We start from the raw sequence: 24,051 nt of genomic DNA on the forward strand, positions 1-24,051 counted from the left end.
CCACCATGTCCCTGCGCCTGTCCTCTCCCGCCGGCCGCATCCTGCTGACCGGATCCTTCGGCTGTGCCATGACGGTGCTCGATACCAACGTGGTGGGCATCATCCTGCCCACGGTGGCGCGCGAGCTTGGCGCCACCTTCAGCCAGATCGAATGGGTGGTCAGCAGCTACGTGCTCTGCTTTGCCGCCCTGCTGCTGCCGGCGGGCGCCATCGCCGACCGCTACGGCCGCAAGCGCGTGCTGCTGGTGGGCATCGCCCTGTTCGCGCTGACCTCGCTGGCCTGCGCCCTGGCACCCACGGCGCCAGCCCTGTATGCGGCGCGTGCCTTGCAGGGCGTGGGCGCCGCCTTCCTGCTGGCACCGGCACTGGCGGTGATCGGCCACGCCTTCCATGACGAAAGCCAGCGCGAACGCGCCTGGGCCCTGTGGGGCGGCATCATGGGACTGACCATGGTGCTGGCCCCGCTCATCGGCGGCGCAGTCAACACCCTGCTGGGCTGGCGCTGGGCGTTTGCGGTGAACCTGCCGGCCTGCCTGCTGCTGGCTGCAGCGGTCTGGCGCCATGTTCCGGAGTCGCGCAATCCGCTGCCACGACCGCTGGACCCCTTGGGCATCCTCAGTTCCTCCAGCGCGGTCTTCCTGTTGACCTGGACCCTGATCACCGGGCCGGAACACGGGTGGACCAGCGTTGCTTGCGTCACCCGCGCTGTGGGTGGCGCTCTTTTATTCACGCTCTTCATCGCCTGGGAGCGCCGCTGCGCCCATCCGATGCTGGAGCTCTCCCTGTTTCGTCATACCGGCTTCGTCGCGGCCGTCGCCGCCATGTTCGCCTATGCGGCCTCGGCCCAGGTGATGGCGTCGCTGCTGCCGCTGTTCCTGCAGAATGCGCGCGGCCTGGGCGCGGGCCAGGCGGGCCTGGCGATGCTGCCGTTTGCGCTGGCCATGCTGCTGCTGCCGCAGGTCGGACGGGTCCTGGGACGCTGGCTGTCTTCGCCACAGATGCTGGCACTGGGGCTGGGCGTGACCGCCCTGGGCAACCTCTTGATGATGCTGGCGGCACACGCCGAGGCGCACGGCTGGACCGTGCTCGGCATGGCTGTGCTGGGCAGCGGCGGCGGGCTGCTCAACGGACAGACGCAGAAGGCCATCATGGGCAATGTGCCGCGCGAGCGTGCCGGCATGGCCTCGGGCATCAGCACGACGGCTCGCTTCACGGGCGTGCTGGCTGGTTTCGCGGGGCTGGGCGCGGTGCTGGCAGAGACCGCACGCCATGCCATGACGGCAGCACTGGCCACCCTCGATACCAGTGCTGCGGCACCGGCCTTCATCGACCGCGTGCTGGCAGGCGACCTGGCTCAGGCTGCGGCCCTGCTGCCGCAGCATGGACCGCAGGCCATGCTGCTGGCGCGGCAGGCCTATGCCCAGGGCTTTGCGCATGCCTTCGCAGTGGCGGCCCTGCTGGCGGCGGCCACCACGCTGCTGGTGCTGTGGTCGATGCGGCGCGTGGCGAGCCGGCAGGCTGTGGCCCGGAACGCATAAGTTCATGCGAAAGCATTCGTGGCCGCCGGGGCGCCCAGGTTCCACAATCGGAGACCCGGCAGGGCCCGACAGTTGCTAGCCGAGGCAAGCGCAGAACTTGGCTCAGTGCCCGTCTGCCCCCAGCAGCGCCGCCAGGCGCGGCAACACCGCTTCGGCATCCTCGCGCAGCTTGAAGGCCAGCAAGTCATCGGCGCGGGTCACGCCGCGATTGATCGCCACCACCGGCTTGCCGGCTGCGGCCACCGTGCGCGGGAAGCGAAAGCCCGACAACACCATCAGCGAAGAGCCGATCACCAGCATGGCATCACAGGCCCGGGCCGCCGCTTCAGCCTGGGCCGTGCGCGCAGGCGGCACGCCGTCGCCGAAGAACACCACATCCGGTTGCAGCATGCCGCCACAGGCCACACAGGCCGGCACGTGAAATGCGGCATCGGCTTCCGGCTCCAGGCGGGCATCGCCATCGGGCAAGGCCTCGGCCTGCAGGTGGACGAAGGAGGGATTGCAGCGCGCCAGCTCCTGCTGGATCTGCGCGCGCGGGTAGACGGTATCGCAAGCCAGGCAGCGCACCGCATGGATGCTGCCATGCAGTTCGATCACGTTGCGGCTGCCCGCCTGCTGGTGCAGGCCATCGACATTCTGGGTCAGGATGCCGCCCAGGTGGCCGGCCTGCTGCAGTTGCGCCAGCGCGCGGTGCGCCGCATTGGGTACGGCCTGCGCCAGGCGTGGCCAGCCCAGCATGCTGCGCGCCCAATAGCGTTTGCGCGCCGCTTCGGACTGGCGGAACTCGCTGCCCTGGATCGGCAGGCGGCCACGCCGCACGCCGCTGTCGTCGCGGTAATCGGGAATGCCGGAAGCGGTACTGATGCCGGCCCCGGTCAGGACCAGCACCTGGCGGCGCGACTGGAGCAACTGCGCCAGCGCGGCCAGCAGGCCGGTCTCGGCCGCTTCTTCTGCAGGGGCAAGGGGGGCGGCATCCGCAGCAGCGGACAGGCTCTGGCTCATGGACGAACTCGCTGGAGAATCACGACAGCCGCCAGCCTACGCGAAATCGCACGCGCCTGCAGCGCTCAGGCGCGGCGCTGGACCTCGTGGGGCGGCACGGCCTGGTCCAGCTCGCCCAGGCGGCTCAACAGCGCCGGATAGCCGAACAGGTAGCCTTGGCCCTCCTGGCAGCCTTCTTCTTCAAGGATGGCACGCTGGGCTTCGGTCTCCACGCCCTCGGCCAGCACCGCCACGTTCAGGCTGTGGCCCAGCGCCAGGATGGCGCGCACGAAGGCCTTGGCCTGCTGGCTGGTTTCCAGTTCATTGATGAAGCTGCGGTCCAGCTTGATCTTGTCGAAGGGAAAGCTGCGCAAGGTTTCCAGCGAGGAATAGCCACTGCCGAAATCATCCATGGCAATGGTCACGCCCATGGCCTTGAGTTGCTGCAGCAAGTGCAGCGCCCGGTCGCGGTCGGCAATGAGGGCGGTCTCGGTCACTTCCAGTTCCAGCCGGTGCGCAGGCAAGCCGGTGGCGGCCAGCACGGCGCGCACCTTTTCCACCAGGCCGGCGTTGGACAATTGCAAGGCCGACAGATTGACGGCAATGCGCGGCTGCAGGTTCCACAGCACGGCTTCGCGGCAGGCGTGCTCCAGCACCCAGTCGCCGATGGCGCTGATGGCACCGCATTCTTCGGCCACCGGGATGAAGGTTGCCGGCGGGATCAGGCCTTGGGTCGGATGCTGCCAGCGCAGCAGCACTTCGTAGCCGGTGATCTCGTCGCTGCTGACGGCCCGCTGGATCTGGAAGTTGAGGAAGAACTGCCCCTGCTCCAGCGCCACCCACAGGTCGCGCGCCATGGCCCGGCGCGCGCGCGAGGCCTCGTCCATGTTGGCTTCGTAGTAGCAGATCTTCTCGTCCAGGCTCTTCTTGGCGCGATACATGGCGAGGTCGGCATTGTTGAGCAGCTGCGCGCGGTCGATGGCGTCGCCCGGAAACAGGGCCACGCCGAGACTGGCACCGGGCACGATGTCGGTCTGCGCCAGACGCAGCATGCCAGTCAGCGCGCGTTGCAGGCGGGTGATGAAGTCACTCAACTGGCGCTGGTGGCGGATCAGCTTGAAGGCCACGAATTCATCGCCGCCGAAGCGCGCCACCATTTCGTTCTCGCCGACACTGGCCTTGAGGCGGCGGCCCAGTTCGGACAGCAGCTGGTCGCCGACCCCGTGGCCGAAGGCATCGTTGACTTCCTTGAACCCGTCGAGGTCGATGCTGACCACGGCCACCTGCTGCTGGCCCGGATGCAGGGCGGACATGACCTCATCGAGCCGCTCCAGGAAATGGACGCGGTTGGGCAGGCCGGTCATGGCATCGTGGCGCGCCATGAAGAGGATCTTCTCGCTGGTTTCCAGCTGTTCGGTACGGTCGCGGGTGATCTTGGCGAAGCCCAGCAGGCGGCCATCTTCGCGATAGATGGGATCGATCACCACGTGGGCCCAGAAGCGCGAACCATCCTTGCGTACGCGCCAGCCCTCGTCCTCGAACTTGCCCTCGCGCAGGGCGATGGCCAGGTTGGTCTCGGGCAGGCCGGCCAGGCGATCGGCGACCTCATAGAAGAGCGAGTAATGCTGGCCGATGATTTCCTCGTCGGCATAACCCTTGAAGCGCCGGGCACCGGCGTTCCAGCTGGCCACCACGCCATCCGGACGCAGCAGGTAGATGGCGTAATCCTTGATGCGCTGTACCAGCAGGCGGTAAGCGTTCGCGGAACTGTATTCGGTCAGGTCATCTTGCTGGATCATGTCGGCCTCTCCCAAGGGCGCTTGCCGGACTTGCGGTGCTGGGGCCACCGCAAGCAGTGTTCCGTCCAGTGGACCCGGCCATGCTGTTGAAGCTGCCATTGTACGCCGGGCGGATCGGGCCATCTTTCGGGATTTGCCTGAGCGGCGGGCAGCGCCGAACGCGGTTGGCCGATTCTCCCTATAATTCGCCTGCAACTTTCACGGCGCCCTCGGCCCGCAAGGCTGAGCCAGCGTCGATATAAAAATTCTTCCGCCAAAAGTTCGAGGAGCATCAATCATGCGGCTATTACTTCTGCTGCCTTTCATCGGCCTGCTCTGGGTCCCCTTCTACAACGCCGAATTGCCCAGCCTGTTCGGTTTCCCCTTCTTCTACTGGTACCAGTTCGCCTGGGTCCCGCTGACCTCGCTCATCATCTGGCTGGTCTATCGTGATGGCCTGAAAAAGGGAGTCGAATAATGGAGACCGCCAACATCCACTGGACCGCGCTGTGGGTCTTCCTGTTCTTCTTCGCCCTGGTCACCGTGATGGGCTTCCTGGCCTCCAAATGGATGGCCGGCCCCAGCAACAAGGGCGCCCACCTCGATGAGTGGGGCCTGGGCGGCCGCAACTTCGGCACCTGGATCACCTGGTTCCTGGTCGGCGGCGACTTCTATACCGCCTATACCGTCATCGCCGTGCCCGCGCTGGTCTATGCGGTCGGCGCCTACGGCTTCTTCGCCCTGCCCTATACCATCCTGGTCTACCCGATCGTGTTCGTGATCATGCCCAAGCTGTGGCATGCGGCCCACAAGGCCGGCCACGTCACGGCGGCCGATGTGGTGTGGGGGCGCTATCAGTCGCGTCCGCTGGAATTCGCCATTGCCCTGACCGGCGTGGTGGCCACCATGCCCTACATCGCCCTGCAGCTCATCGGCATGGAAGTGGTCATCAAGGCCCTGGGCCTGACCGGTGAATTGCCGCTGCTGGCCGCCTTCGTGATCCTGGCCCTGTACACCTACTCGGCCGGCCTGCGGGCACCGGCCCTGATCGCCTTCGTCAAGGACATCATGATCTACATCGTGGTGCTGGTGGCGGTGGTGGTGGTGCCGGCCAAGCTGGGCGGCTACGGTGCGGTGTTCAGCTCGGCGCGCGAGGCCTTCGCGCTCAAGGGCGGTGCCACCGGCCTGACCTTGAAGCCCACGCAGTTCCTGCCCTTCGCTTCGCTGGCATTGGGTTCGGCACTGGCGGCCTTCATGTATCCGCACACCCTGACCGGGATCTTTGCGGCCAAGGATGCCAATACCATCCGCAAGAACGCGGTGTTCCTGCCGGCCTACACCGTACTGCTGGGCCTGATCGCGCTGCTGGGCTACATGGCCTACGCGGCGGGCATCAAGGTGCAGGCCAACAACGACGTCGTGCCGGCGCTGTTCAATGGCCTGTTCCCGGGCTGGTTCGCGGGCTTTGCCTTTGCCGCCATTGCCATCGGTGCACTGGTGCCGGCGGCGGTGATGTCCATCGGCGCCTCCAACCTCTTCACCCGCAACTTCTGGAAGCCTTACGTCAATCCTGGCATCAGCCATGAGGGCGAAGCCAAGGTGGCCAAGGTGGTGTCGCTGGTGGTCAAGTTCGGCGCGCTGGTGTTCATCCTGTTCCTGCCGACCAAGTTTGCGCTGGACCTGCAATTGCTGGGCGGCGTGTGGATCCTGCAGACCTTCCCGGCGCTGGTGTTCGGCCTCTTCGTGGGCTGGTTCGGTGCCCGTGCGCTGCTGTGCGGCTGGGCCGTGGGCATCGTCGGCGGCAGCTGGCTGGCCTTCACGGATGGCATCAAGCCGGTGCACAGCTTCCTGATCGGCGGCGAGACCTACACGCTCTATACCGGCCTCATCGCGCTGGCCCTGAACGTGGTGGTCGCCGTCGTGGCCAACCTGCTGCTGGGCAAAGGTTCGCAGCCTGCATTGAAGCGCTGATGCAGTGATGCAAGGATGCATCGCGGTTTGAACGTGCGATGCATCTGCGCATCACCTCGCCTCAGCGATGCGCTGGCGTTAACCCGAAAGTTGCAACGCCCGCGCATGAAAAAATGCTCCTCGATGAGGAGCATTTTTTTTGCCTGGCGATACGCGGTACGCACGCGCCGTTCAGCGTCCCTGCCCTGCGCCTGCGAGGATTTCCACCAGCCGTTCCAGCGGTGCCGGTTTGGTGAGGTGATGATCGAAACCGGCCGCAGCGGCCTCCTGGCGGTCGGCTTCCGAACCGCGTCCGGTGAGGGCAATGAGCTGCATGGCCGCGCCCTGTTCATGGTCGCGCAGTTGCCGCGCCAGTGCGTACCCGGACATGTCGGGCAGGCCGATGTCGATGAAGCCGGCATCGGGCTTGACCTCCTGCATCAGCCGCAAGGCCTCGGCGCCGTTGGCGGCCACATGCGTGGCGTGCCCGCGATAGTTGAGCAGCATGGCCAGCATGTCGGCATTGTCGGCGTTGTCGTCCACGATGAGGATCTCCAGTCCCCGGCCCCCCTCGGCCTGGGACGGTTCATCCATCGACTCGGTGCGCTGCGCCGCCGTCGTCTGCGGCAGGCGCACCATGAACGTGGCGCCCTGGCCCGGGCCAGGGCTGGTCACCGAGACGCTGCCTTCATGCAGGTCCACCAGGCGCTTGACCAGATGCAGGCCGATGCCCAGCCCACCCTGGGCACGGTCCACTTCCGACTGGATCTGGGTGAACATGTCGAATACCGTACCGATATCCTCGGCGGCCAGCCCCACGCCATTGTCGCTGACGCTGATGAGGACATCCTCGCCATCCATGCGTGCAGTGACGCGGATGAGCCCGCCAGCTGGCGTGTACTTGGCCGCATTGTTGAGGATGTTGCTCACCACCTGCACCACGCGATGGGTATCGGCTTGCAGGTAGAGGTCGCTTTCGGGGGCCTCCAGCTCCAGCTTGTGACGGTTCTTCTCGATCAACGGCATGCTGATTTCGACAGCGCTGGCCAGCGCCGACTTGACCGACATGTGCTGCTTCCTCAACTTGATCTTGCCCTCGGTGATGCGGGAGATGTCGAGCAGGTCTTCGATCAGGTGCGCCAGGTGGCGGATCTGGCGATCCATCATCTGGTGGATGTTGTGCTGGCGTTCGCTGCCGGCGCCGATGAGCTTCATGACTTCCAGCCCGTTGCGGATCGGGGCCAGCGGATTGCGCAGCTCGTGCGCCAGGGTCACCAGGAACTCGCGTTGGCGGCGGTTGATGGTGGTCAGGTCCTGTGCCAGCAACTCCAGGTTGCGCTTGGCTTCGCGTTCCTCATGCACGTCCACGATGGCACCGACGAAGCCGCCCGGCAGGTCGTCCCCGGTCGGCAAGGGCGTGCCCGAATCGATCACCCAGCGATAGCCGCCATCGGCATGGCGCAGTCGATAGACGACGTGAAACGCGCTGCGCGTCTGCTGGCAGCGGACGAACTCGGCCACGGCGGCCTCGCGGTCCTCAGGATGGATGCAAGCGATGTGGCCACCCTCGGCAATGGCACTGGCCGGCAGGCCCGTAAAGTCGTGCCAGTGGCGGCTGAAATAATTGGTGCGGCCGTCCGGGCCGGTAGTCCAGATGATGGCCGTGGACGCATCGACCAGCGAACGGAAATAGCGCTCGCTGGCGAGCAGCGCCTGGCGCGCTGCTTTCCGGCGGCGCGCGGCATCGACCTGGCTCTTGACGCGAATCATCAGCTCGGTGGCCGCAAAGGGCTTGACCAGGTAATCATCGGCACCGGCAGCGATGCCCTCAATGCGAGCTTCTTCACCGGCACGCGCAGAGAGCAGGATCACCGGCACCTCGCGCGTGTGCGCATCATTCTTGATCCGCGCCAGCAAGCCGAAGCCGTCGAGTACCGGCATCATCACGTCGCTCAACACCAGGTCGGGCGGTGACGCATGCACCGCCTTCCATGCAGCTTCACCGTCGGCGCAGACCTGCACTTCGGCGTAGCCGCCGAGCAGGCGCTGCAGGTATTCACGCATGTCGCGGTTGTCATCGGCGATGACGATGCGCACGGCCTGCGTCCCTTCATCAGGCAGCGGCGCGCTGGGGGCCGCGCCGGTGGGCGCATCGGCGACCGTCCCGGAGAGCAGCGCGGTGGTGGCAGCGGGCAGCCAGGCCTGCGCCTCCTCGACGAAGGCCTGGCCGGGCTGGCGGTCCTGGCTGATCGCTACCGCATCGGCACGGATGACGTCATCGGCCTGCAAGTGGGCGGTGCCAAAGGGAATCTCGACGAAGAAAGTCGACCCCGCACCCGGCACGCTGTGCACGCCGATCTGGCCGTGATGCAGCTTGACCAGTTCCTGGATCAGCGCCAGGCCGATGCCGGTACCCTCATAGGTGCGGCCATGCGCATTGTCGATGCGATGGAAGCGCTCGAAGACGCGTGCCTGCTGGTCCAGCGCGATGCCGGAACCGGTGTCGGTCACCGACAGGCGTACGCGCCCTTCGAGCGGTTCCAGCCGCACCGTGATGCTGCCCTCGAAGGTGAATTTGAAGGCGTTGGAGAGCAGGTTGAAGATGATCTTCTCCCACATGTCCCGGTCCACATGGACCGCTTCGGGCAGCGGGAGGGCCTGGACCTCGTAGCGCAGTCCGGCCTTCTCGATGGTGGAGCGAAATACGCTGGCCAGGTCTTCGGTGAGACCGGCCAGGTCGGTGGCGACGAAGCTGGCCTTGGCACGTCCGGCCTCGATGCGCGAGAAATCCAGCAGCGCATTGACCAGCTTGAGCAGGCGCAGCGAATTGCGGTGCGTGACTTCCAGCCGCTTGCGCTGCGCCGGTCCCAGCGGCTCGGCCTGGTCGGCCAGGGCATCATCCAGCGGGCCGACCATGAGCGTGAGGGGCGTACGGAATTCGTGCGAGATGTTGGAGAAGAAGGCGGTCTTGGCGCGGTCGATCTGGGCCAGCTCCTCAGCCTTGCGCTGTTCATGCAGGTAGACCAGCACGTTGGAGACAGCGGTGCTGAGTGCTCCGCCCAGCAGGGCATAGAAATCCTGGTACTCGGCGTCCAGCGCACGGCGCGCACTCACGCCCGCCACCACGAAGCCGAAGGGCTGTTCCATCCCGGCCACGGTGACCGGCAGGATCACGGCCTGAACCGGCGCTTCTTCATACGGCCCGGCGACGAAGGGGCCGAAGCGCACGGCCAGGTCATCGACCTGCACCATGCGCTGTTCGGCCAGAGCCTGGGCGAAGGGCCAGGCTTGCGCATCGTCCAGGCGCACGCTGGCCGGGGCCAGCGCACTGTCGGCAGCGATGCCGGCCACGCCACGGCGCTGCAGGACATCGCCTTCGAGCTGGTAGAAGAGCATGAAAGGCAGGTCCAGTTCCATGGCGGCATGGCGCTGTTCCAGCCCCTGGCACAGGTCGTCAATGGACAGGCACTTGCCGAGTGCGGTCGCCAGCTCACGCAAGGCGGCGGTACGGCGCGCGCCCAGCACCTTGTCGGTGGATTCGGAGATCGGGTGGAACACGCCGCCAACCTCGCCCGACTCGACCCGGATCGGCGAGAAGGAGAAGGTCATGAAGGCCTCTTCCAGGTAGCCGTAACGATCCAGGAACATGCGCTGGTCACGGATGTAGGTGCCCTCCCCCTGGTGTGCGCGGTCGAAAGCATCGCCCACCACCGGCAAGGCGGTGGCCCAGCAGATGCGGAAATCCTGGCCCATCGATTCGGGATGCTTGGCGCCGCAGATGGGGCGGTAGGCGTCGTTGTAGATCTGGATGTCGTGCGGGCCCCAGGCGATCAGGATGGGGAAGGTGGAAGACAGGCACAGGCTGACCGCCGTGCGCAGGCTTTGTGGCCAGGTATCGAGCGGACCCAGCGGGGTGGACGACCAGTCCATCGCGCGGATCAGTTTGCCCATCTCGCCACCGCCGGAGAGCCAGCTGAATTCCGACTGTTGTTCGTCCACTTCGCTGACCTTTATGTGTGTGAAACCTGCAATAGGCCGTCATGCTACTCCCCAATGCTGACAATGGCCGGGATTTCTACCGCTTTTTGAGACAAAACGTCACTATTTGAAAATAAAGAGGGCAACGGGTTCAAACCCGTTGCCCTTTTGCGCCAGGTCTCGCGCCTGAAGCTTCATCTCGCCCCAAACCCGTGCCTCATCGCCATTGCCTCAGAGCTTCTCGGTCTCCCCGCTCTTGGGCTGCCACTTCATGAGCCGTTTCTCGATCACGCCCACGGCCAGGTCCAGCACCAGGGCAAAGACGGTCAGCACGACGATGCCGGCAAAGACGGTGTTGATGTCGAAGCTGCCTTCGGCCTGCAGGATGAGGTAGCCCACGCCGCGCGCCGAGCCCAGGTATTCACCGACCACCGCACCGACGAAAGCCAGGCCGATGGACGTGTGCAGGCTGGAAAACACCCACGAAGTGGCCGAGGGCAGGTAGACCGTACGCAGCAGCTGGCGTGCATTGGCGCCCAGCATGCGGGCATTGGCCAGCACCACCGGGCTGACTTCCTTGACGCCCTGGTAGACGTTGAAGAAGACGATGAAGAACACCAGCGTCACCGCCAGCGCCACCTTGGACCAGATGCCCAGGCCGAACCACATCGCGAAGATGGGCGCCAGGATCACGCGCGGCATGGAGTTGGCCGCCTTCACATAGGGATCGAGGATGGCCGAGGCGGTGGGCGAGAGTGCCAGCCACAGGCCGATGGCCAGGCCGAAGACGGTGCCGATGATGAAGGCCAGCACGGTTTCGGTCAGCGTAACCAGCAGGTGTGAATAGATTTCTGCCGGGAAGCTGAGCGTGAAGAAGGTGGTATCGCCCACGCCCACCTCCAGCGAGCCGCTGCCGACGGTGAACCACTCCCAGATGCGCTGCGCCACCTTCAACGGTTCGCCGAAGAAGAAGGCGGTCTGCGGATTGCGCGTGGCCACATGCCAGACCAGCAGCACGACGGCCAACACCATCAATTGCCAGAAACGGATGTTCTTGTGATTCGGTTTAAATAATTTCCACATGATGCTGATTCTCTTCCCTGATCTGTTCGGTACGGCTTACGCTGCGCGCTTTTGTTGTTGATAGCCCTTGAGCACTTCATCGCGCAGCACGTCCCAGATCTGCTGGTGCAGTTCGACGAAACGCGGATGCATGCGGATCTCGGCGACATCGCGCGGGCGCGGCAGGTCGATCCTGAATTCTCCGATGGGATGCGTGCCGGGGCCGGCCGCCAGCACGATCACGCGATCGGACATGGCGATGGCTTCGTCCAGATCATGGGTGATGAAGAGCACGGCTTTTTTCTTGGCATTCCACAGGTCCAGCACTTCGTTTTCCATCAGCTGGCGGGTCTGGATATCGAGCGCGGAAAAGGGTTCGTCCATGAGGATGATGTCCGGGTCCAGGATCAGCGTCTGCGCCAGCGCCACGCGCTTGCGCATGCCGCCCGAGAGCTGGTGCGGATAGCGGTCGCCGAAGCCTTGCAGGCCCACGCGCGCCAGCCATTGTTCGCCCAGTTCTGCTGCCGCCTTTTCATCATGGCCGCGATATTGCAGGCCGGCGATCACGTTCTGCAGCGCGCTGCGCCAGGGCATCAGTGCCTCGGCCTGGAACATGTAGCCGGCGCGGCGGTTGATGCCTTTGAGTTCCTCGCCGAATACCTTGACGCTGCCCGAGGACGGTTGCAGCAGTCCGGCCCCGACATTGAGCAAGGTGGACTTGCCGCAGCCGGTGGGGCCGACCACGGAAACGAATTCGCCCGGCGCAATCGAGAGATCGGTATTGGCCACGGCGGTGTAGCGCTGGGAGCGGTCGTCCTTGGAGACGAAGGTGCAGGTGATGTTGTCGAACTGGAGTGCTGGCGTCATGGTGGTGCGGGCTGCTGAAGCCCGGTGGAGGAAACTGAAGAAAGGGGCGTGCCCCGGCCCAAGATGCGCAAATGCCCGTTGCCGGGCATTTGCGGTCGCTTCGCACGGGCCGGGAACGCCGTGCCTGCGCTTACTTGTACTTGGCGTTGGCCTTCTGCACGAAGGAATTGGTGAAGGTCTTCGACAGGTCGATCTGCTTGTCCGCCAGCGAGGGCTCGAATGCCTTGAGCGTGCGCAACGCGGTATCGGGACCGCCCGGCGGGAAGTAGCCGTCCGGCGAGATGGCCTGGCGCACCTTCATGAAGGCATCGATGTAGAGCGAACGGTCTCCCAGCAGGTAGCTTTCCGGCACGGCCTTGATGATGTCGGAGGGACCGGCCTTCTGGATCCACTTCAGCGCGCGCACCATGGCATTGGTCAGCGCTTGCGTGGTGTTGGGATACTTCTGCACGAAGGCTGCCGGTGCATACAGGGTTGCCGCCGGCATCGGGCCACCGAAGACATCATTGGTGTCCTTCAGGGTCCGGGTGTCGGCGATGGTCTTGATCTCGTTGTTCTGCTCCAGCATGGAGATGACCGGATCGAGGTTGGCGATCGCGTCGATCTGGCCCGAGCGGATCGCCGAGATGGCACCGGCTGCCGCACCCACGCCGATGAAGGAAACATCGGTGGGCTTCAGGCCCGCCTTGGCCAGCACGTAGCTGGCCATGATGCTGGTGGAGGAGCCCGGTGCGGTCACGCCGATCTTCTTGCCCTTGAGGTCCGCCACGGTCTTGTAGTTGGGCATGGTCTTGTTGTTGACCGCCAGCACGATCTGCGGCGCCCGGCCCTGCAGCACGAAGGCGACGATGGGCTGGTTCTTGGCCTGCATGTTGATGGTGTGTTCATAAGCGCCCGAGACCACGTCGGCGCTGCCGCCCACCATGGCCTGCAGCGCCTTGGCACCACCGGCAAAGTCGGAGATCTCGACCTGCAGGCCTTCATCCTTGAAATAGCCGAGCTGCTCGGCAATGGTCAGCGGCAGGTAGTAGAACAGGTTCTTGCCACCCACGGCGATGGAGACCTTGGGTTTTTCCAGCGCCTGCGCGCCGGCACTGCCGTTGAATGAAAAATAGCCGGCCAGGAACAGGCCAGCGGCGATCAGCAATTGCTTCCAGCTCAATTTCATTATGTCTCCTCCGTGTGTGGATGGGGGTGCTGCTCTGTACTGCTTTATGTACTGCTTTATGTACTGATTTATGTGCTGCTTTATGTACTGCTTTGTATGCTGTTTCATGTACAGCATTCGGTACGGCATGCGCTGCACGATTCCGTGCAGAATCCGCGCTGCCCGGTATGGCTTCAGACCACGCCGTCGTCCCGCAGCTTCTTGATGTGGGCCCCATCATACCCCAGCGATTGCAGGATTTCATCGCTGTGGGCGCCCAGCTCAGGGCCCAGCCACCTGGTCTGGCCAGGCGTCTCGGACATCTTTGGCGTGATGCCCGGCAGCTTGACCGGCGTGCCATCGGCGAACTGATGCTGCTCGAACATGTCGCGCGCCAGGAATTGCGCATCGCTCATCATGTCCTTGACCGAATAGATCTTGCCGACCGGAACATCGGCCGCCTGCAGCGTGGCCAGTGCCGACTCGATGGTCTGCGTGCTGCACCATTGCTGGATGGCGGCATCGATTTCTTCGGTACGGGGTACGCGGCCATCGTTGCGCGCCAGGCCGGGATCATTGGCCATGTCGTCGCGGCCGATGGCGCTCATGAGGCGCTTGAAGATGGCGTCGCCATTGCCGGCGATGACGATGTTCATGCCTTCACCGGTGGTGTAGGTGTTGGAAGGAACGATGCCGGGCAAAGCGCCGCCGGTACGTTCGCGCACCACGCCGGCGAAATCGAACTCGGGCACCATCGATTCCATCATGTTGAAGACCGCTTCGTACAATGCCACATCGACCATCTGGCCCTGCCCTGCCACGCAGTCCGGGCCCTGTTTCCCGTTCCAGCGGCCACCGGTGACATCGCGATGGCGCAGCGCCATCATGGCCCCGATCACGCCATGCAGCGCGGCGATGGAGTCCCCGATGGAAATGCCGATACGCACCGGCGGACGGTCCGGATGGCCGGAGACGTAGCGGATGCCGCCCATCGATTCGCCGATGGCGCCAAAACCCGGCAGGTCGCGCAGCGGGCCGGTCTGGCCGTAGCCGGACAGGCGCACCATGATGGTCGCGGGGTTCAGTTGCTTGAGGTCTTCATAGCCGAGCTTCCATTTCTCCAGCACGCCGGGACGGTAGTTCTCGATGATGACGTCGGCGTCCAGGGCGAGCTGGCGTGCGATCTCCTGGGCGCGCTCGTCCTTCATGTTCAGGGTGATGCTCTTCTTGTTGCGCGCCTGGACCGACCACCACAGCGAGGTGCCGTCCTTGAGCACGCGCCACTGGCGCAGCGGGTCGCCATTGCCGGGGGCTTCGATCTTGATGACCTCGGCCCCGAACTCGGCCAGCATGCGCGAGCAGAAGGGCCCCGCAATCAGCGTGCCCAGTTCAAGAACCTTGATGCCGGCCAGCGGGCCGGGCTTGGATGTGGCTGTGCTCATCGTGCTTGCACCGGATACCTGCAGGCGCAGCCTGCGGGCGCTCCGGTGTTCTCCTCTTGGTCGATGGTGCCGGACCTGGCTCTTGTGGGGTAGCGGCCAGTGTCCTTGAATGCGATGAATTCGGGTGATGCTGCGCGGCGGGCGGTGGGATGAACGTTGCGCGGGTCGGTAGACACCTTGCAATCCCTCGCCTGACGTCGTACGTGCAAGCCGGCAGCCGACATTCTATTGCAGCATGCGTGCGATGTCGCGCATTTTGACCGTCATTGTCGACGCCATGGCTGCATGTTTTTCATCTGAAAATAATCCCGGTGCGGGATCAGGGATGCAGAATCAGGTTGCGCGGCGATCCAGCATGGCGCGGGCGATGGTGCCGGCGTCCACGTATTCCAGTTCGCCACCCACCGGCACGCCGCGCGCCAGGCGGCTGACCTTCAGGCCCCGGGCCTTGAGGGTCTCGCTGATGTAGTGGGCGGTAGCTTCGCCTTCGTTGGTGAAATTGGTGGCCAGCACCACTTCGCTGACCACGCCATCGGTGGCGCGGGTGATGAGCTTTTCGAGATGGATGTCGCGCGGGCCGATGCCGTCCAGCGGCGAGAGCCGGCCCATGAGCACGAAATACAGTCCCTTGAAGGTCAGGGTCTGCTCGATCATGACCTGGTCCGAAGGCGACTCCACCACGCACAGCTGGGTATGGTCGCGCTGGCTGTCCTGGCAGGTCTCGCAGACGACCTGCTCGGTGAAGGTATTGCACAGGGCGCAATGGCGAATGGTGTCCAGTGCCTTGGCCAGCGACTGGCTCAGGTCGGCGGCCGCGTCGCGGTCATGCTGCAGCAGGTGGAAAGCCATGCGCTGCGCGGTCTTGGGGCCGATGCCGGGCAGCCGGCGCAGCGATTCGGTCAGGATGGTGAGACTGGAGGGCGTTTTCAATTGCGGTCTACGGAATAGCGGAAGGCTTCGAGCGCCTCGGCCGTCATGGAGGGGACGAATTCGATGATCTCGTATTCGGCCACGCCCCCGATGAAGAAGGGATCGGATTCCATGATGGCTTCGATCTCGGCGCGGTCGGCACAGTCGGCAATGATGATGCCTCCGGTGCGCGGCACCTTGCGGCCGGACATCAGGAATACGCCCTCGGCATATTGCTGGTTGAGGAATTTCTTGTGCGCGGTCAGCAAGGAGTCGATTTCGCCTGCCGGCTTGGTGTACGTGATCGAGACGATGAACATGGTGCCTCCACTAAGCAATCCTGCATTCCATCAGAATCAGACTATCCTGCGCGATGCTGCCTGCGCCCGGCGGATTGCAGCCACCGGGCCGGCGCAGCATCAGAAGGGCATCTTGAAGCCCGGGGGCAGCGGCATGCCGGCGGTCACGCCCGACATCTTTTCCTGGGCGGTGGCTTCGGCCTTGCGCACGGCGTCATTGAAGGCGGCAGCGACCAGGTCTTCCAACATGTCCTTGTCGTCAGCCAGCAGCGACGGGTCGATGGAGACGCGCTTGACGTCGTTCTTGCAGGTCATCACCACCTTCACCAGGCCGGCGCCGGACTGGCCCTCGACTTCGATGCTGGCCAGCTGTTCCTGGGCCTTCTTCATGTTGTCCTGCATGGCCTGTGCTTGCTTCATCAGACCTGCCAGTTGACCTTTCATCATGCTCATTGCTCCTTGTTTCAATGTTCGGGATTCTATCGCGTTTGCTCCGGTGGCCGGCAATCTCGCCGGCAGCGCCGTGCACGCCTCACAACGCCTGGATCGACCCGGGGACGATGGTGGCGCCAAACTCGCGCATCATGCTGACCACGAAGGGGTCGCTCTTCATCTTCTGCTCGGCCTTGCGCTGGCGCTCGGCGCGCTGGGCCTCGGCCACTGCATTGGCGGTATCGGAGACGGCACCGATCTCGGTCTCGACGCGGATTTCCTTGCCAAAACGTTCGGCCAAGGCCGCGACCAGTTTTTCGATGCTGCCGGAGGACAGCAGGGTTTCCAGCGGAATACGCAGGTGGAAGCAGACGTTGCCGCCATTGAGTGCTTCACAGCGCACCAGTTCACTTTGGAAGGCCATCTGGTGAGCCACACCGCGCAGGCTGGTGAGGCTGGCGGCCAGCGTCGGCCAGTGGCCATCCCAACCCAGTTCGGCGGCGATGCGCGCGGTTTCCTGCTGCTGCGCGGGGGTGGCGGCCGGGCGCTGCGGCGCGGGCGGTTCTGCCGGGAACGAGGCAGCCGGGGCCGCGGCGGGAGCCGCCTCCATGCCTTGCTCCGCAAGCCCGGGCATGGGAGCGGACGGCGGCATGGCGGAGGCACCGGTGTCCTCTTCCCAGGGCGGGATGGAATCGAAGGGCGGCGGCTCGGGCATGTCCGGCGGCATCGCGGCGGCGACGCGGCCAGCCTTGGGCGCCGGGGCTGCTGCCGCAACGGGCGCTACGGCTGGCGCGCTGGCCAGCGGTGCTGGCGCGGCTGCGGGTGTCGGGGCAGGAGCAGCCGCTGCGGGCCGGGCCGCGCCCTTGCCACCCTTGCCCCCGCGCAAGGCCATCAGCGCGGCTTCGCGGGCCGAGGTCGGGGCTGCGGGTGCTGCAGGTGCGGCGGCCACTGCGGATTCGGCAGCAGGCGGCGGTACTGGCGTTGCGGGTGCTGCCGCTGCCATCGGGCTTGCGGCTGGCTTGGCCGGTGCGACCGCCGCTGGAGCGGCTGCAGCGGCCGGTTGCACACGGCTCACCGGTGCACTGGTCACGGCGGCTTGCGGTGCCAGCAGGGGCGCCGCCTGGCGCGGCGAAGCCGGACGAGCGCCAACCGGTGCGGGTGCCGCAGGTACCGGGCCGCTGGCACTGGCACTGACCGGGCGGAAGGCCAGCATGCGCAAGAGCGTCATGCTGAAACCCGCATATTCATCGGGAGCCAGGCCCAGTTCATTGCGGCCGTGGACGGCGATCTGGTAGAACAACTGCACATGTTCCGCACTGAACTGGCCGGCCAGGCGCAGGATATCTTCGCGGTTGGGCAGGTCATCGGCCAGCGCCGTCGGCACTGCCTGGGCCAGGGCGATCTGGTGCAACAGCGTGCCCAGGTCCTGCAAGGCGGCGTTGTACGACAGGCTGCGGGTGGCCATGTCGTCGGCCACGCCCAGCAGGGCGGCGCCATCCTGCACCGCCAGCGCATCGAGGATGCGGATCAGGTAGGACTGGTCCAGCGCCCCCAGCATGCCCTGCACGGCCTCCAGGGTGACCTTGCCGGCGGCATAGGCGATGGCCTGGTCGGTCAGCGAGAGCGCGTCGCGCATGGAACCGGATGCGCCCTGCGCCAGCAGGCGCAGCGCGGGCGGATCGAATTCGATGCCTTCCTGGTTCAGGATGTTGTCGAGGTGGCCGATGATGTGTCCGGGCGGCATCTGCTTGAGGTTGAACTGCAGGCAGCGCGAGAGCACGGTCACGGGAATCTTTTGCGGATCGGTGGTCGCCAGGATGAACTTGATGTGCTCCGGCGGCTCTTCCAGCGTCTTCAGCATGGCGTTGAAGGCGTGGTTGGTGAGCATGTGCACTTCGTCGATCATGTAGACCTTGAAGCGCGCGTTCGACGGCGCATAAATGGCCTGCTCCAGCAATTGCGCCATCTCGTCCACGCCACGGTTGGAGGCCGCATCCATCTCGATGTAGTCGACGAAGCGGCCGGCATCAATGGCCACGCAGGCTTCGCATACGCCGCAGGGCGCGGCGGTGATGCCGCCGTTGCCATCCGGGCCGACGCAATTGAGCGACTTGGCGAGGATGCGCGAGAGCGTGGTCTTGCCCACGCCGCGCGTTCCGGTGAAGAGATAAGCGTGATGCAGCCGCTGCTGTTCGAGCGCGTGCGTCAGCGCGCGCACGACGTGTTCCTGGCCGACCAGGGTGTCGAAGCTGCGGGGACGGTATTTACGGGCGAGAACTTGATAGGACATGGAGTGGCTGCTGTGGGCTTTTTGGCTCAGGGGGGCATTTTAAGCTATTTCGCCGCCGCCAACGCCTTTGCCTGCATGCCGCTGTCCTGCGCCGCGTTCAGGCCGTGGTGCTGCGCGCCTTCTTGCGCGCATACATGGCCTCGTCGGCACTGCGCATGAGCGCCGCCAGATCAGGATGGCTGCCCGCATCATACTGGGCCACGCCCACGCAATAGTCGAGCTGGTACTGGCGGCCAGCGCTCTGGTTGAAGGCTTGCACGGCCTCCTGCAGATGCGCCAGCACCACGGGAACATCCGGCTCGGCGGTATTGGTCAGGAATACCGCGAATTCATCGCCGCCCAGGCGGCCGACGACATCGGACTCGCGCAAATTGGTCAGCAGCAGCCCCGCGAAATCGGCAAGCGCCAGGTCACCGGCGGCATGCCCGAAGTCGTCATTGATGCGCTTGAAATGATTGAGGTCGAATCCCAGCATGCAGGCCGGCCGGCCGGTACGCTTGCTGGTGGCCATGGCATGCCGCGCCAGGGACTCGAAGCCGCGCCGGTTGGAAATCCCGGTCAGGTCATCGATGGTGGCCAGCTTCACCGCCGCCAGCTCCTGTTCGACCATGGCCGCCAGGTCCTTGAGCAAGGCCTGCTCGTCGGCATCAAAACCGCGCGGGACGATATCGACCAGGCACAGGGTGCCCAGGGTGAACCCGCTTTCGCTCTTGATGGGGCACCCGGCATAGAAGCGGATGTAAGGGTCGCCGGTGACCTGCGGATTGCCGGAGAAGCGCGGATCCAGCCGGGCATCGGGCACGATGGTCAGGCCTTCATGCAAAATGGCATGCGAGCAGAAGGAAATATCGCGCGTCGTTTCCGTGGCGTCGCCCAGGCCCACGCAGGACTTGAACCACTGGCGATGTACGTCGATCATCGTCACCACCGCCATGGGAACGTCAAACAGGCGTCGCGCCAGGCGTGTCAGGCGGTCGAATCGCTCTTCGCGGGGGGTATCGAGGATGCGCAGCGAATGCAGGGCGTCGATACGGGCGGCTTCATTGGCGGGTAGCTCGGCGATTCTCATGATCATCAGCGCAGAATGGACGTTGTTGCCGACGTTAACGACAGGCTGCAGATGACTTTAACCCCAAAGTTTTGGAGAAACAAGAATTAGTTGTTCGCAATTTCGCATTGGAATGTGAAGCGCAATCCAAGCCTTTCCCGGTCTTTCCGGCCTTGCAAAAGGCAGGCTCCCCTGCTCCCTGGCCTGCCTTCAACTCACTTGCCTGCCGCCGGCTTGTCTGCCATCTTGTCCTCCGACTTGGCGGGCTTGGGCTCAGCTTCCTTGGCCTTGTTCTCAGCGCGCGGGGCTTTGGCTGCCTTGCCTTCCTTGGCCGCCGGCGCTGCCGCGCCCGCCTTGGCCTGGCCGTTGACGGTCAGGCCGTTGCCGGAAAGCTTCACGGCAGCCTTGTCCTTGATGCCCTTGACGCGCTTTTCCAGATCGTCCCAGTCCTTGAAGGCGCCGCCCTTCTGGCGCTCTTCCAGGATGCGTTTGGACATCGCGGGTCCGATGCCGCGCACCCCATCCAGCGCGGCCTGGTCGGCCTTGTTGACATCCACCTCGGCCCAGGCCAGGGCGGTAGCGGCGAAGAAGCTGAGGATGAACAGCAGGGTTTTCTTCAACATGATGCTTCCTTTCGACTTTCAACGTGCGGTTGGAGGAAAAACAAAGGGCAGTCCACCCGAAAGTGGACTGCCCTTGCTCAACGACGGCCGAACCAGACTGTTGACCGAAATCCTGCTAGAAATGGCCGTCAAATCAGGCTGCCAGCAACTCCTCCCGGGTGACGGTGGCGGTGCCCAGCTTGCCGACCACGATGCCACCGGCACGATTGGCCATGGTCACCGCATCGACCAGCGACGCACCTGCACCCAGCATCACGGCCAGCGTGCCGATGACGGTGTCCCCGGCGCCGGAGACGTCAAAGACTTCACGCGCCATGGTGGGGAAGTGCGTGACCTCGCCGTCGCGGTAGAGGCTCATGCCCTCTTCCGAGCGGGTCAGCAGCAGGGCTTCCAGGTTGAGCTCGGCACGCAGCTTCTGGGCGCGGGCGGTGAGGTCTTCCTCGTTCTTCCACTGGCCGACGATGCGCACCAGTTCGGACTTGTTGGGCGTGAGCACGGAAGCCCCTGCATAGCGGGCGAAATCATCGCCCTTGGGATCGACCAGGATGCGCTTGCCGAGCTTCCTGGCCGTGGCGATCATCTCGGCCACATTGACCAGGCCGCCCTTGGCGTAATCGGAAAAGATGATCACATCGTAATCGGCCACCAGTGAATTGAATTGCGTGAGCTTGTCGCGCAGGACCGTATCCGTCGGGGCTTCCTCGAAATCGATGCGCACCAGCTGCTGCTGGCGCCCGATCACGCGCAGCTTGACGATGGTAGAGATGCTGGGATCACGGTTGAGATGGCTGCGGATGCCCATCTCGCCCAGCATGCTGTCCATCACGCGCGCCGGTTCATCGTCGCCGGTCACGCCCAGCAGCGCCGTCTGCGCACCCAGGCTGGCGGTGTTGCGCGCCACGTTGGCGGCGCCGCCCAGGCGCTCTTCCTTGCGCTCCACACGCACCACCGGCACCGGGGCTTCCGGCGAGATGCGATTGACTTCGCCAAACCAGTAGCGGTCCAGCATGACGTCGCCGACGATGAGGATGCGCGCCGCATCCCAGGCTGCCACGATGTTCTTGTCCACGATCTTGTCCGTCTTCATGTTCAGGGACGCGGCAGCTTACTGCGCGCGGGCTTGCAGGGAACGGCCGATGCCGTAGTACTCGATGCCGCTGTCGGCCATGAGCTGCGGATCGAACAGGTTGCGGCCATCGAAGATGACCGGATGATTCAGGGCCGCCTTGACGCGTTCGAAATCGGGGCTGCGGAAGGCCTTCCATTCAGTCACGATGGCCAGCGCATCGGCACCCTGCAGGGCATCCATGGGGGAGGCGGCAAAGCGGATCTGCTGCAAGCGGGCGGTGTCGTCGGCAAAGTCCAGTTCCAGCACGCGTGCGGCTTCCTTCATGGCAACCGGATCATAGACCGCCACGCTGGCGCCACGGCGTACCAGTTCACCAATGAGTACGCGCGAGGAGGCTTCGCGCATGTCGTCGGTATTGGGCTTGAAGGCCAGGCCCCAGATGGCGAAATGCTTGCCGGAGAGGTCTTCACCGAAGCGGGCGACGAGCTTCTTGCCAAGAACATGCTTCTGGAGGTCGTTGACCTGCTCCACCGCGCGCAGGATCAGCAGCGATTGGTCATATTCACGCGCAGTACGCTCCAGGGCCTGCACATCCTTGGGGAAGCAGGAGCCGCCGTAGCCGCAGCCGGCGTACAGGAAGCTGTGGCCGATGCGCGGATCAGAGCCGATGCCGTGCCGCACGGATTCGATATCGGCGCCGACGCGATCGGCCAGGTTCGCCAGTTCGTTCATGAAGGAAATGCGCGTAGCCAGCATGGCATTGGCCGCGTACTTGGTGAACTCGGCCGAGCGCACGTCCATCCAGTAGGTGCGTTCGTGATTGCGGTTGAAGGGCGCGTAAAGCTTCTTCATGAGGGTCTGTGCGCGCAGGCCATCGGCGCTCTGGTCATGGCCGATGACGATGCGGTCCGGGCGCATGAAGTCTTCGACGGCCGCACCTTCCTTCAGGAATTCCGGATTGGAGACGACCGAGAAACTGAGCTCGGTCTTGCCTCGCAGGCCCAGCTCTTCCCTGATCGCTGCAGTGACGCGATCGGCGGTCCCGACCGGCACGGTGGACTTGTCGACCACCACCTTGAAGCCTTCCATGTAGCGGCCGATGTTGCGCGCCGCCGCCAGCACGTATTGCAGGTCTGCCGAGCCATCTTCATCGGGCGGCGTGCCCACGGCGATGAACTGGATATCACCATGGGCCACGCTGGCGGCCACATCGGTGGAGAACTGCAGGCGGCCGGCGGCACGGTTGCGGGCCACCACTTCTTCCAGGCCCGGTTCGTGGATGGGGATGCCGCCGTTGTTGAGGATGTCGACCTTGCGCTGGTCGACATCGAGACAGAACACGTCGTTACCCAGTTCGGCCAGGCAGGCGCCGGTCACCAGGCCTACGTAGCCTGTGCCGATGATGGTGATTTTCATGGTAGATCCAGAGTTCGAGTACGGCCCGTGCGGGCCTCAATTCATGACATTCAATTCTTCGGTACGACGCGGCGGGTAGGTCTCCCACTGGCTGCAGCCCGGGCATTGCCAGTAGAACTGGCGGGCCTTGAAGCCGCAATGGCTGCATTGGTAGCGCGCCAGCTTCTGGGTGTAGCCATGCACCAGGGTCTTGACCACCGCCAGTTCGGGACGCACCGTTTGTGGCGCACTCATCATGCGCGCTTCCAGGAACTTGTCCAGTCCGAGCAGCGTCGGCGTGCGGCGCAGTTCATCGCTCACCAGCACGTTGGCCGCATCGATTCCGTCGGACTCCAGCACCGCCTTGAAGACCACTTCCAGCAGGTCGATCGAGGGCGCTTCGGCCAGGTAGGCGCGCAGCAGGTTGATCCCCTCCTGCGGTCGGCCTGCGGTGATGTAGCCATCCATGAGGCGCTGCGCCACCAGGGCGGTGTGCGGCACGCTCTGGTGCTCCACGCGGCGCCAGGTCTCCAGCGCGCCTTCGATGTCGCCGCGTGCGCGCAAGGCATCGCCCATGAGCATGGTGGCGCGCACGCTCTTGCGGTCGGCGGCCAGGGCCTTGTCCAGCAGGGCCATGGCGGCATCGGTGTTGGTGCGGACCAGTTCATCGGCGGCCAGCTCGCAGTAGAACTGGGCGATCTCGCGCTGACGGCCACCGGCACCGGTGGCTTGCAGGATTTCGGCGGCCGAGATGGCGCGTTCCCACTCCTTCTCGCGCTGGTAGATTTCCAGCAGGGCGCGGCCGGCCTGGGCGCTGTAGGGGGTGTCGATGAGCTTGTTGAAGGTCTCTTCGGCGCGGTCCAGCAGACCTGCCTTCAGGTAATCCTGGCCCAGTTCGTAAAGCGCATGGCCCTGGTGCTCGGCCGGCAGGTCGGGACGCGCCAGCAGGTTCTGGTGCACGCGAATGGCACGCTCGGTCTCGCCGCGGCGGCGGAACAGGTTGCCCAGGGCGAAGTGCAGCTCCACCGTCTCGGGGTCCAGCTTGACGATTTCGATGAAGGCATCGATGGCCTTGTCAGGCTGCTCGTTGAGCAGGAAATTGAGCCCCTTGAAGTAGCCGCGCGGCAGGGTGCGCGACTCGGACAGCAACTGGTTGATATCCACGCGCGCGGCAATCCACCCCAAGCCAAAGAAGACCGGGATGCCGAGCAACCACCAAAATTCAAATTCCATAAACAGTGAG

19 protein-coding genes are annotated in these 24,051 nt (G+C 64.7%); 3 read left to right on the top strand and 16 right to left on the bottom strand.

What is annotated here, in order from left to right:
* Positions 1-5 precede the first annotated feature (5 nt).
* On the top strand, positions 6-1,538 hold the full coding sequence (locus tag CEJ45_RS17720; RefSeq protein WP_088756356.1) for an MFS transporter: 1,533 nt from the start codon (positions 6-8) through the stop codon (positions 1,536-1,538).
* A gap of 102 nt (positions 1,539-1,640) precedes the next feature.
* On the opposite strand, the gene CEJ45_RS17725 is transcribed toward CEJ45_RS17720, so the two are convergent.
* Complete coding sequence (locus tag CEJ45_RS17725) at positions 1,641-2,540, bottom strand: NAD-dependent protein deacetylase (protein ID WP_088756357.1); 900 nt, start codon at positions 2,538-2,540, stop codon at positions 1,641-1,643.
* 65 nt (positions 2,541-2,605) lie between these two features.
* Positions 2,606-4,318, bottom strand: a complete 1,713-nt coding sequence (locus CEJ45_RS17730; protein WP_088756358.1) for a putative bifunctional diguanylate cyclase/phosphodiesterase — start codon at positions 4,316-4,318, stop codon at positions 2,606-2,608.
* A 277-nt stretch (positions 4,319-4,595) separates the two neighbouring features.
* On the opposite strand from CEJ45_RS17730, the gene CEJ45_RS17735 reads away from it, so the two are divergent.
* Together CEJ45_RS17735 and mctP are read left to right on the top strand one after the other, a co-directional pair.
* Positions 4,596-4,775, top strand: a complete 180-nt coding sequence (locus CEJ45_RS17735; RefSeq protein ID WP_034332747.1) for a DUF3311 domain-containing protein — start codon at positions 4,596-4,598, stop codon at positions 4,773-4,775.
* Entirely contained in the window at positions 4,775-6,268 is a 1,494-nt protein-coding gene (mctP, locus tag CEJ45_RS17740) for a monocarboxylate uptake permease MctP (protein WP_088756359.1), read from the top strand. Before CEJ45_RS17735 ends, mctP begins: the two co-directional genes overlap by 1 nt.
* Before the next feature lie 171 nt (positions 6,269-6,439).
* On the opposite strand, the gene CEJ45_RS17745 is transcribed toward mctP, so the two are convergent.
* From CEJ45_RS17745 to lapB, 14 genes are all read right to left on the bottom strand, one after another.
* Positions 6,440-10,246 carry an ATP-binding protein gene (locus CEJ45_RS17745; protein WP_088756360.1) on the bottom strand — a complete coding sequence of 1,269 codons (3,807 nt, stop codon included), beginning with the start codon at positions 10,244-10,246 and terminating at the stop codon, positions 6,440-6,442.
* A 210-nt stretch (positions 10,247-10,456) separates the two neighbouring features.
* Entirely contained in the window at positions 10,457-11,308 is an 852-nt protein-coding gene (locus tag CEJ45_RS17750) for an ABC transporter permease (RefSeq protein WP_088756361.1), read from the bottom strand.
* Positions 11,309-11,344: 36 nt separating this feature from the next.
* On the bottom strand, positions 11,345-12,154 hold the full coding sequence (locus tag CEJ45_RS17755) for an ABC transporter ATP-binding protein (protein WP_088756362.1): 810 nt from the start codon (positions 12,152-12,154) through the stop codon (positions 11,345-11,347).
* 130 nt (positions 12,155-12,284) lie between these two features.
* On the bottom strand, positions 12,285-13,322 hold the full coding sequence (locus tag CEJ45_RS17760; RefSeq protein ID WP_088756363.1) for an ABC transporter substrate-binding protein: 1,038 nt from the start codon (positions 13,320-13,322) through the stop codon (positions 12,285-12,287).
* A gap of 173 nt (positions 13,323-13,495) precedes the next feature.
* Positions 13,496-14,743 (bottom strand): CaiB/BaiF CoA transferase family protein, encoded by a 1,248-nt coding sequence (locus CEJ45_RS17765; RefSeq protein WP_088756364.1) that lies wholly within the window; start codon positions 14,741-14,743, stop codon positions 13,496-13,498.
* Between the two features lie 333 nt (positions 14,744-15,076).
* Positions 15,077-15,673, bottom strand: coding sequence for a recombination mediator RecR (gene recR / locus CEJ45_RS17770; RefSeq protein ID WP_088756365.1), 597 nt, complete (start codon positions 15,671-15,673; stop codon positions 15,077-15,079).
* Positions 15,670-15,972 carry a YciI family protein gene (locus CEJ45_RS17775; RefSeq protein WP_088756366.1) on the bottom strand — a complete coding sequence of 101 codons (303 nt, stop codon included), beginning with the start codon at positions 15,970-15,972 and terminating at the stop codon, positions 15,670-15,672. Before CEJ45_RS17775 ends, recR begins: the two co-directional genes overlap by 4 nt.
* A gap of 99 nt (positions 15,973-16,071) precedes the next feature.
* Positions 16,072-16,398, bottom strand: coding sequence for a YbaB/EbfC family nucleoid-associated protein (locus CEJ45_RS17780; protein WP_008331542.1), 327 nt, complete (start codon positions 16,396-16,398; stop codon positions 16,072-16,074).
* An 85-nt stretch (positions 16,399-16,483) separates the two neighbouring features.
* Complete coding sequence (locus CEJ45_RS17785) at positions 16,484-18,673, bottom strand: DNA polymerase III subunit gamma/tau (protein ID WP_088756367.1); 2,190 nt, start codon at positions 18,671-18,673, stop codon at positions 16,484-16,486.
* Between the two features lie 97 nt (positions 18,674-18,770).
* Entirely contained in the window at positions 18,771-19,742 is a 972-nt protein-coding gene (locus CEJ45_RS17790) for a GGDEF domain-containing protein (RefSeq protein WP_088756394.1), read from the bottom strand.
* 194 nt (positions 19,743-19,936) lie between these two features.
* Positions 19,937-20,344: a ComEA family DNA-binding protein gene (locus CEJ45_RS17795; RefSeq protein WP_088756368.1), complete on the bottom strand. Its 408-nt coding sequence runs from the start codon at positions 20,342-20,344 to the stop codon at positions 19,937-19,939.
* A 133-nt stretch (positions 20,345-20,477) separates the two neighbouring features.
* A complete protein-coding gene (gene rfaE1, locus CEJ45_RS17800) occupies positions 20,478-21,431 on the bottom strand; it encodes a D-glycero-beta-D-manno-heptose-7-phosphate kinase (RefSeq protein WP_158214925.1) in 954 nt (317 codons plus the stop codon).
* A gap of 18 nt (positions 21,432-21,449) precedes the next feature.
* Complete coding sequence (locus tag CEJ45_RS17805; protein WP_088756369.1) at positions 21,450-22,829, bottom strand: UDP-glucose dehydrogenase family protein; 1,380 nt, start codon at positions 22,827-22,829, stop codon at positions 21,450-21,452.
* A gap of 36 nt (positions 22,830-22,865) precedes the next feature.
* Positions 22,866-24,041 carry a lipopolysaccharide assembly protein LapB gene (gene lapB / locus CEJ45_RS17810; protein WP_088756370.1) on the bottom strand — a complete coding sequence of 392 codons (1,176 nt, stop codon included), beginning with the start codon at positions 24,039-24,041 and terminating at the stop codon, positions 22,866-22,868.
* Positions 24,042-24,051 lie beyond the last annotated feature (10 nt).

It is taken from the genome of Herbaspirillum aquaticum (assembly GCF_002213425.1).
GTDB classification, from domain to species: Bacteria; Pseudomonadota; Gammaproteobacteria; order Burkholderiales; family Burkholderiaceae_D; genus Herbaspirillum; species Herbaspirillum aquaticum.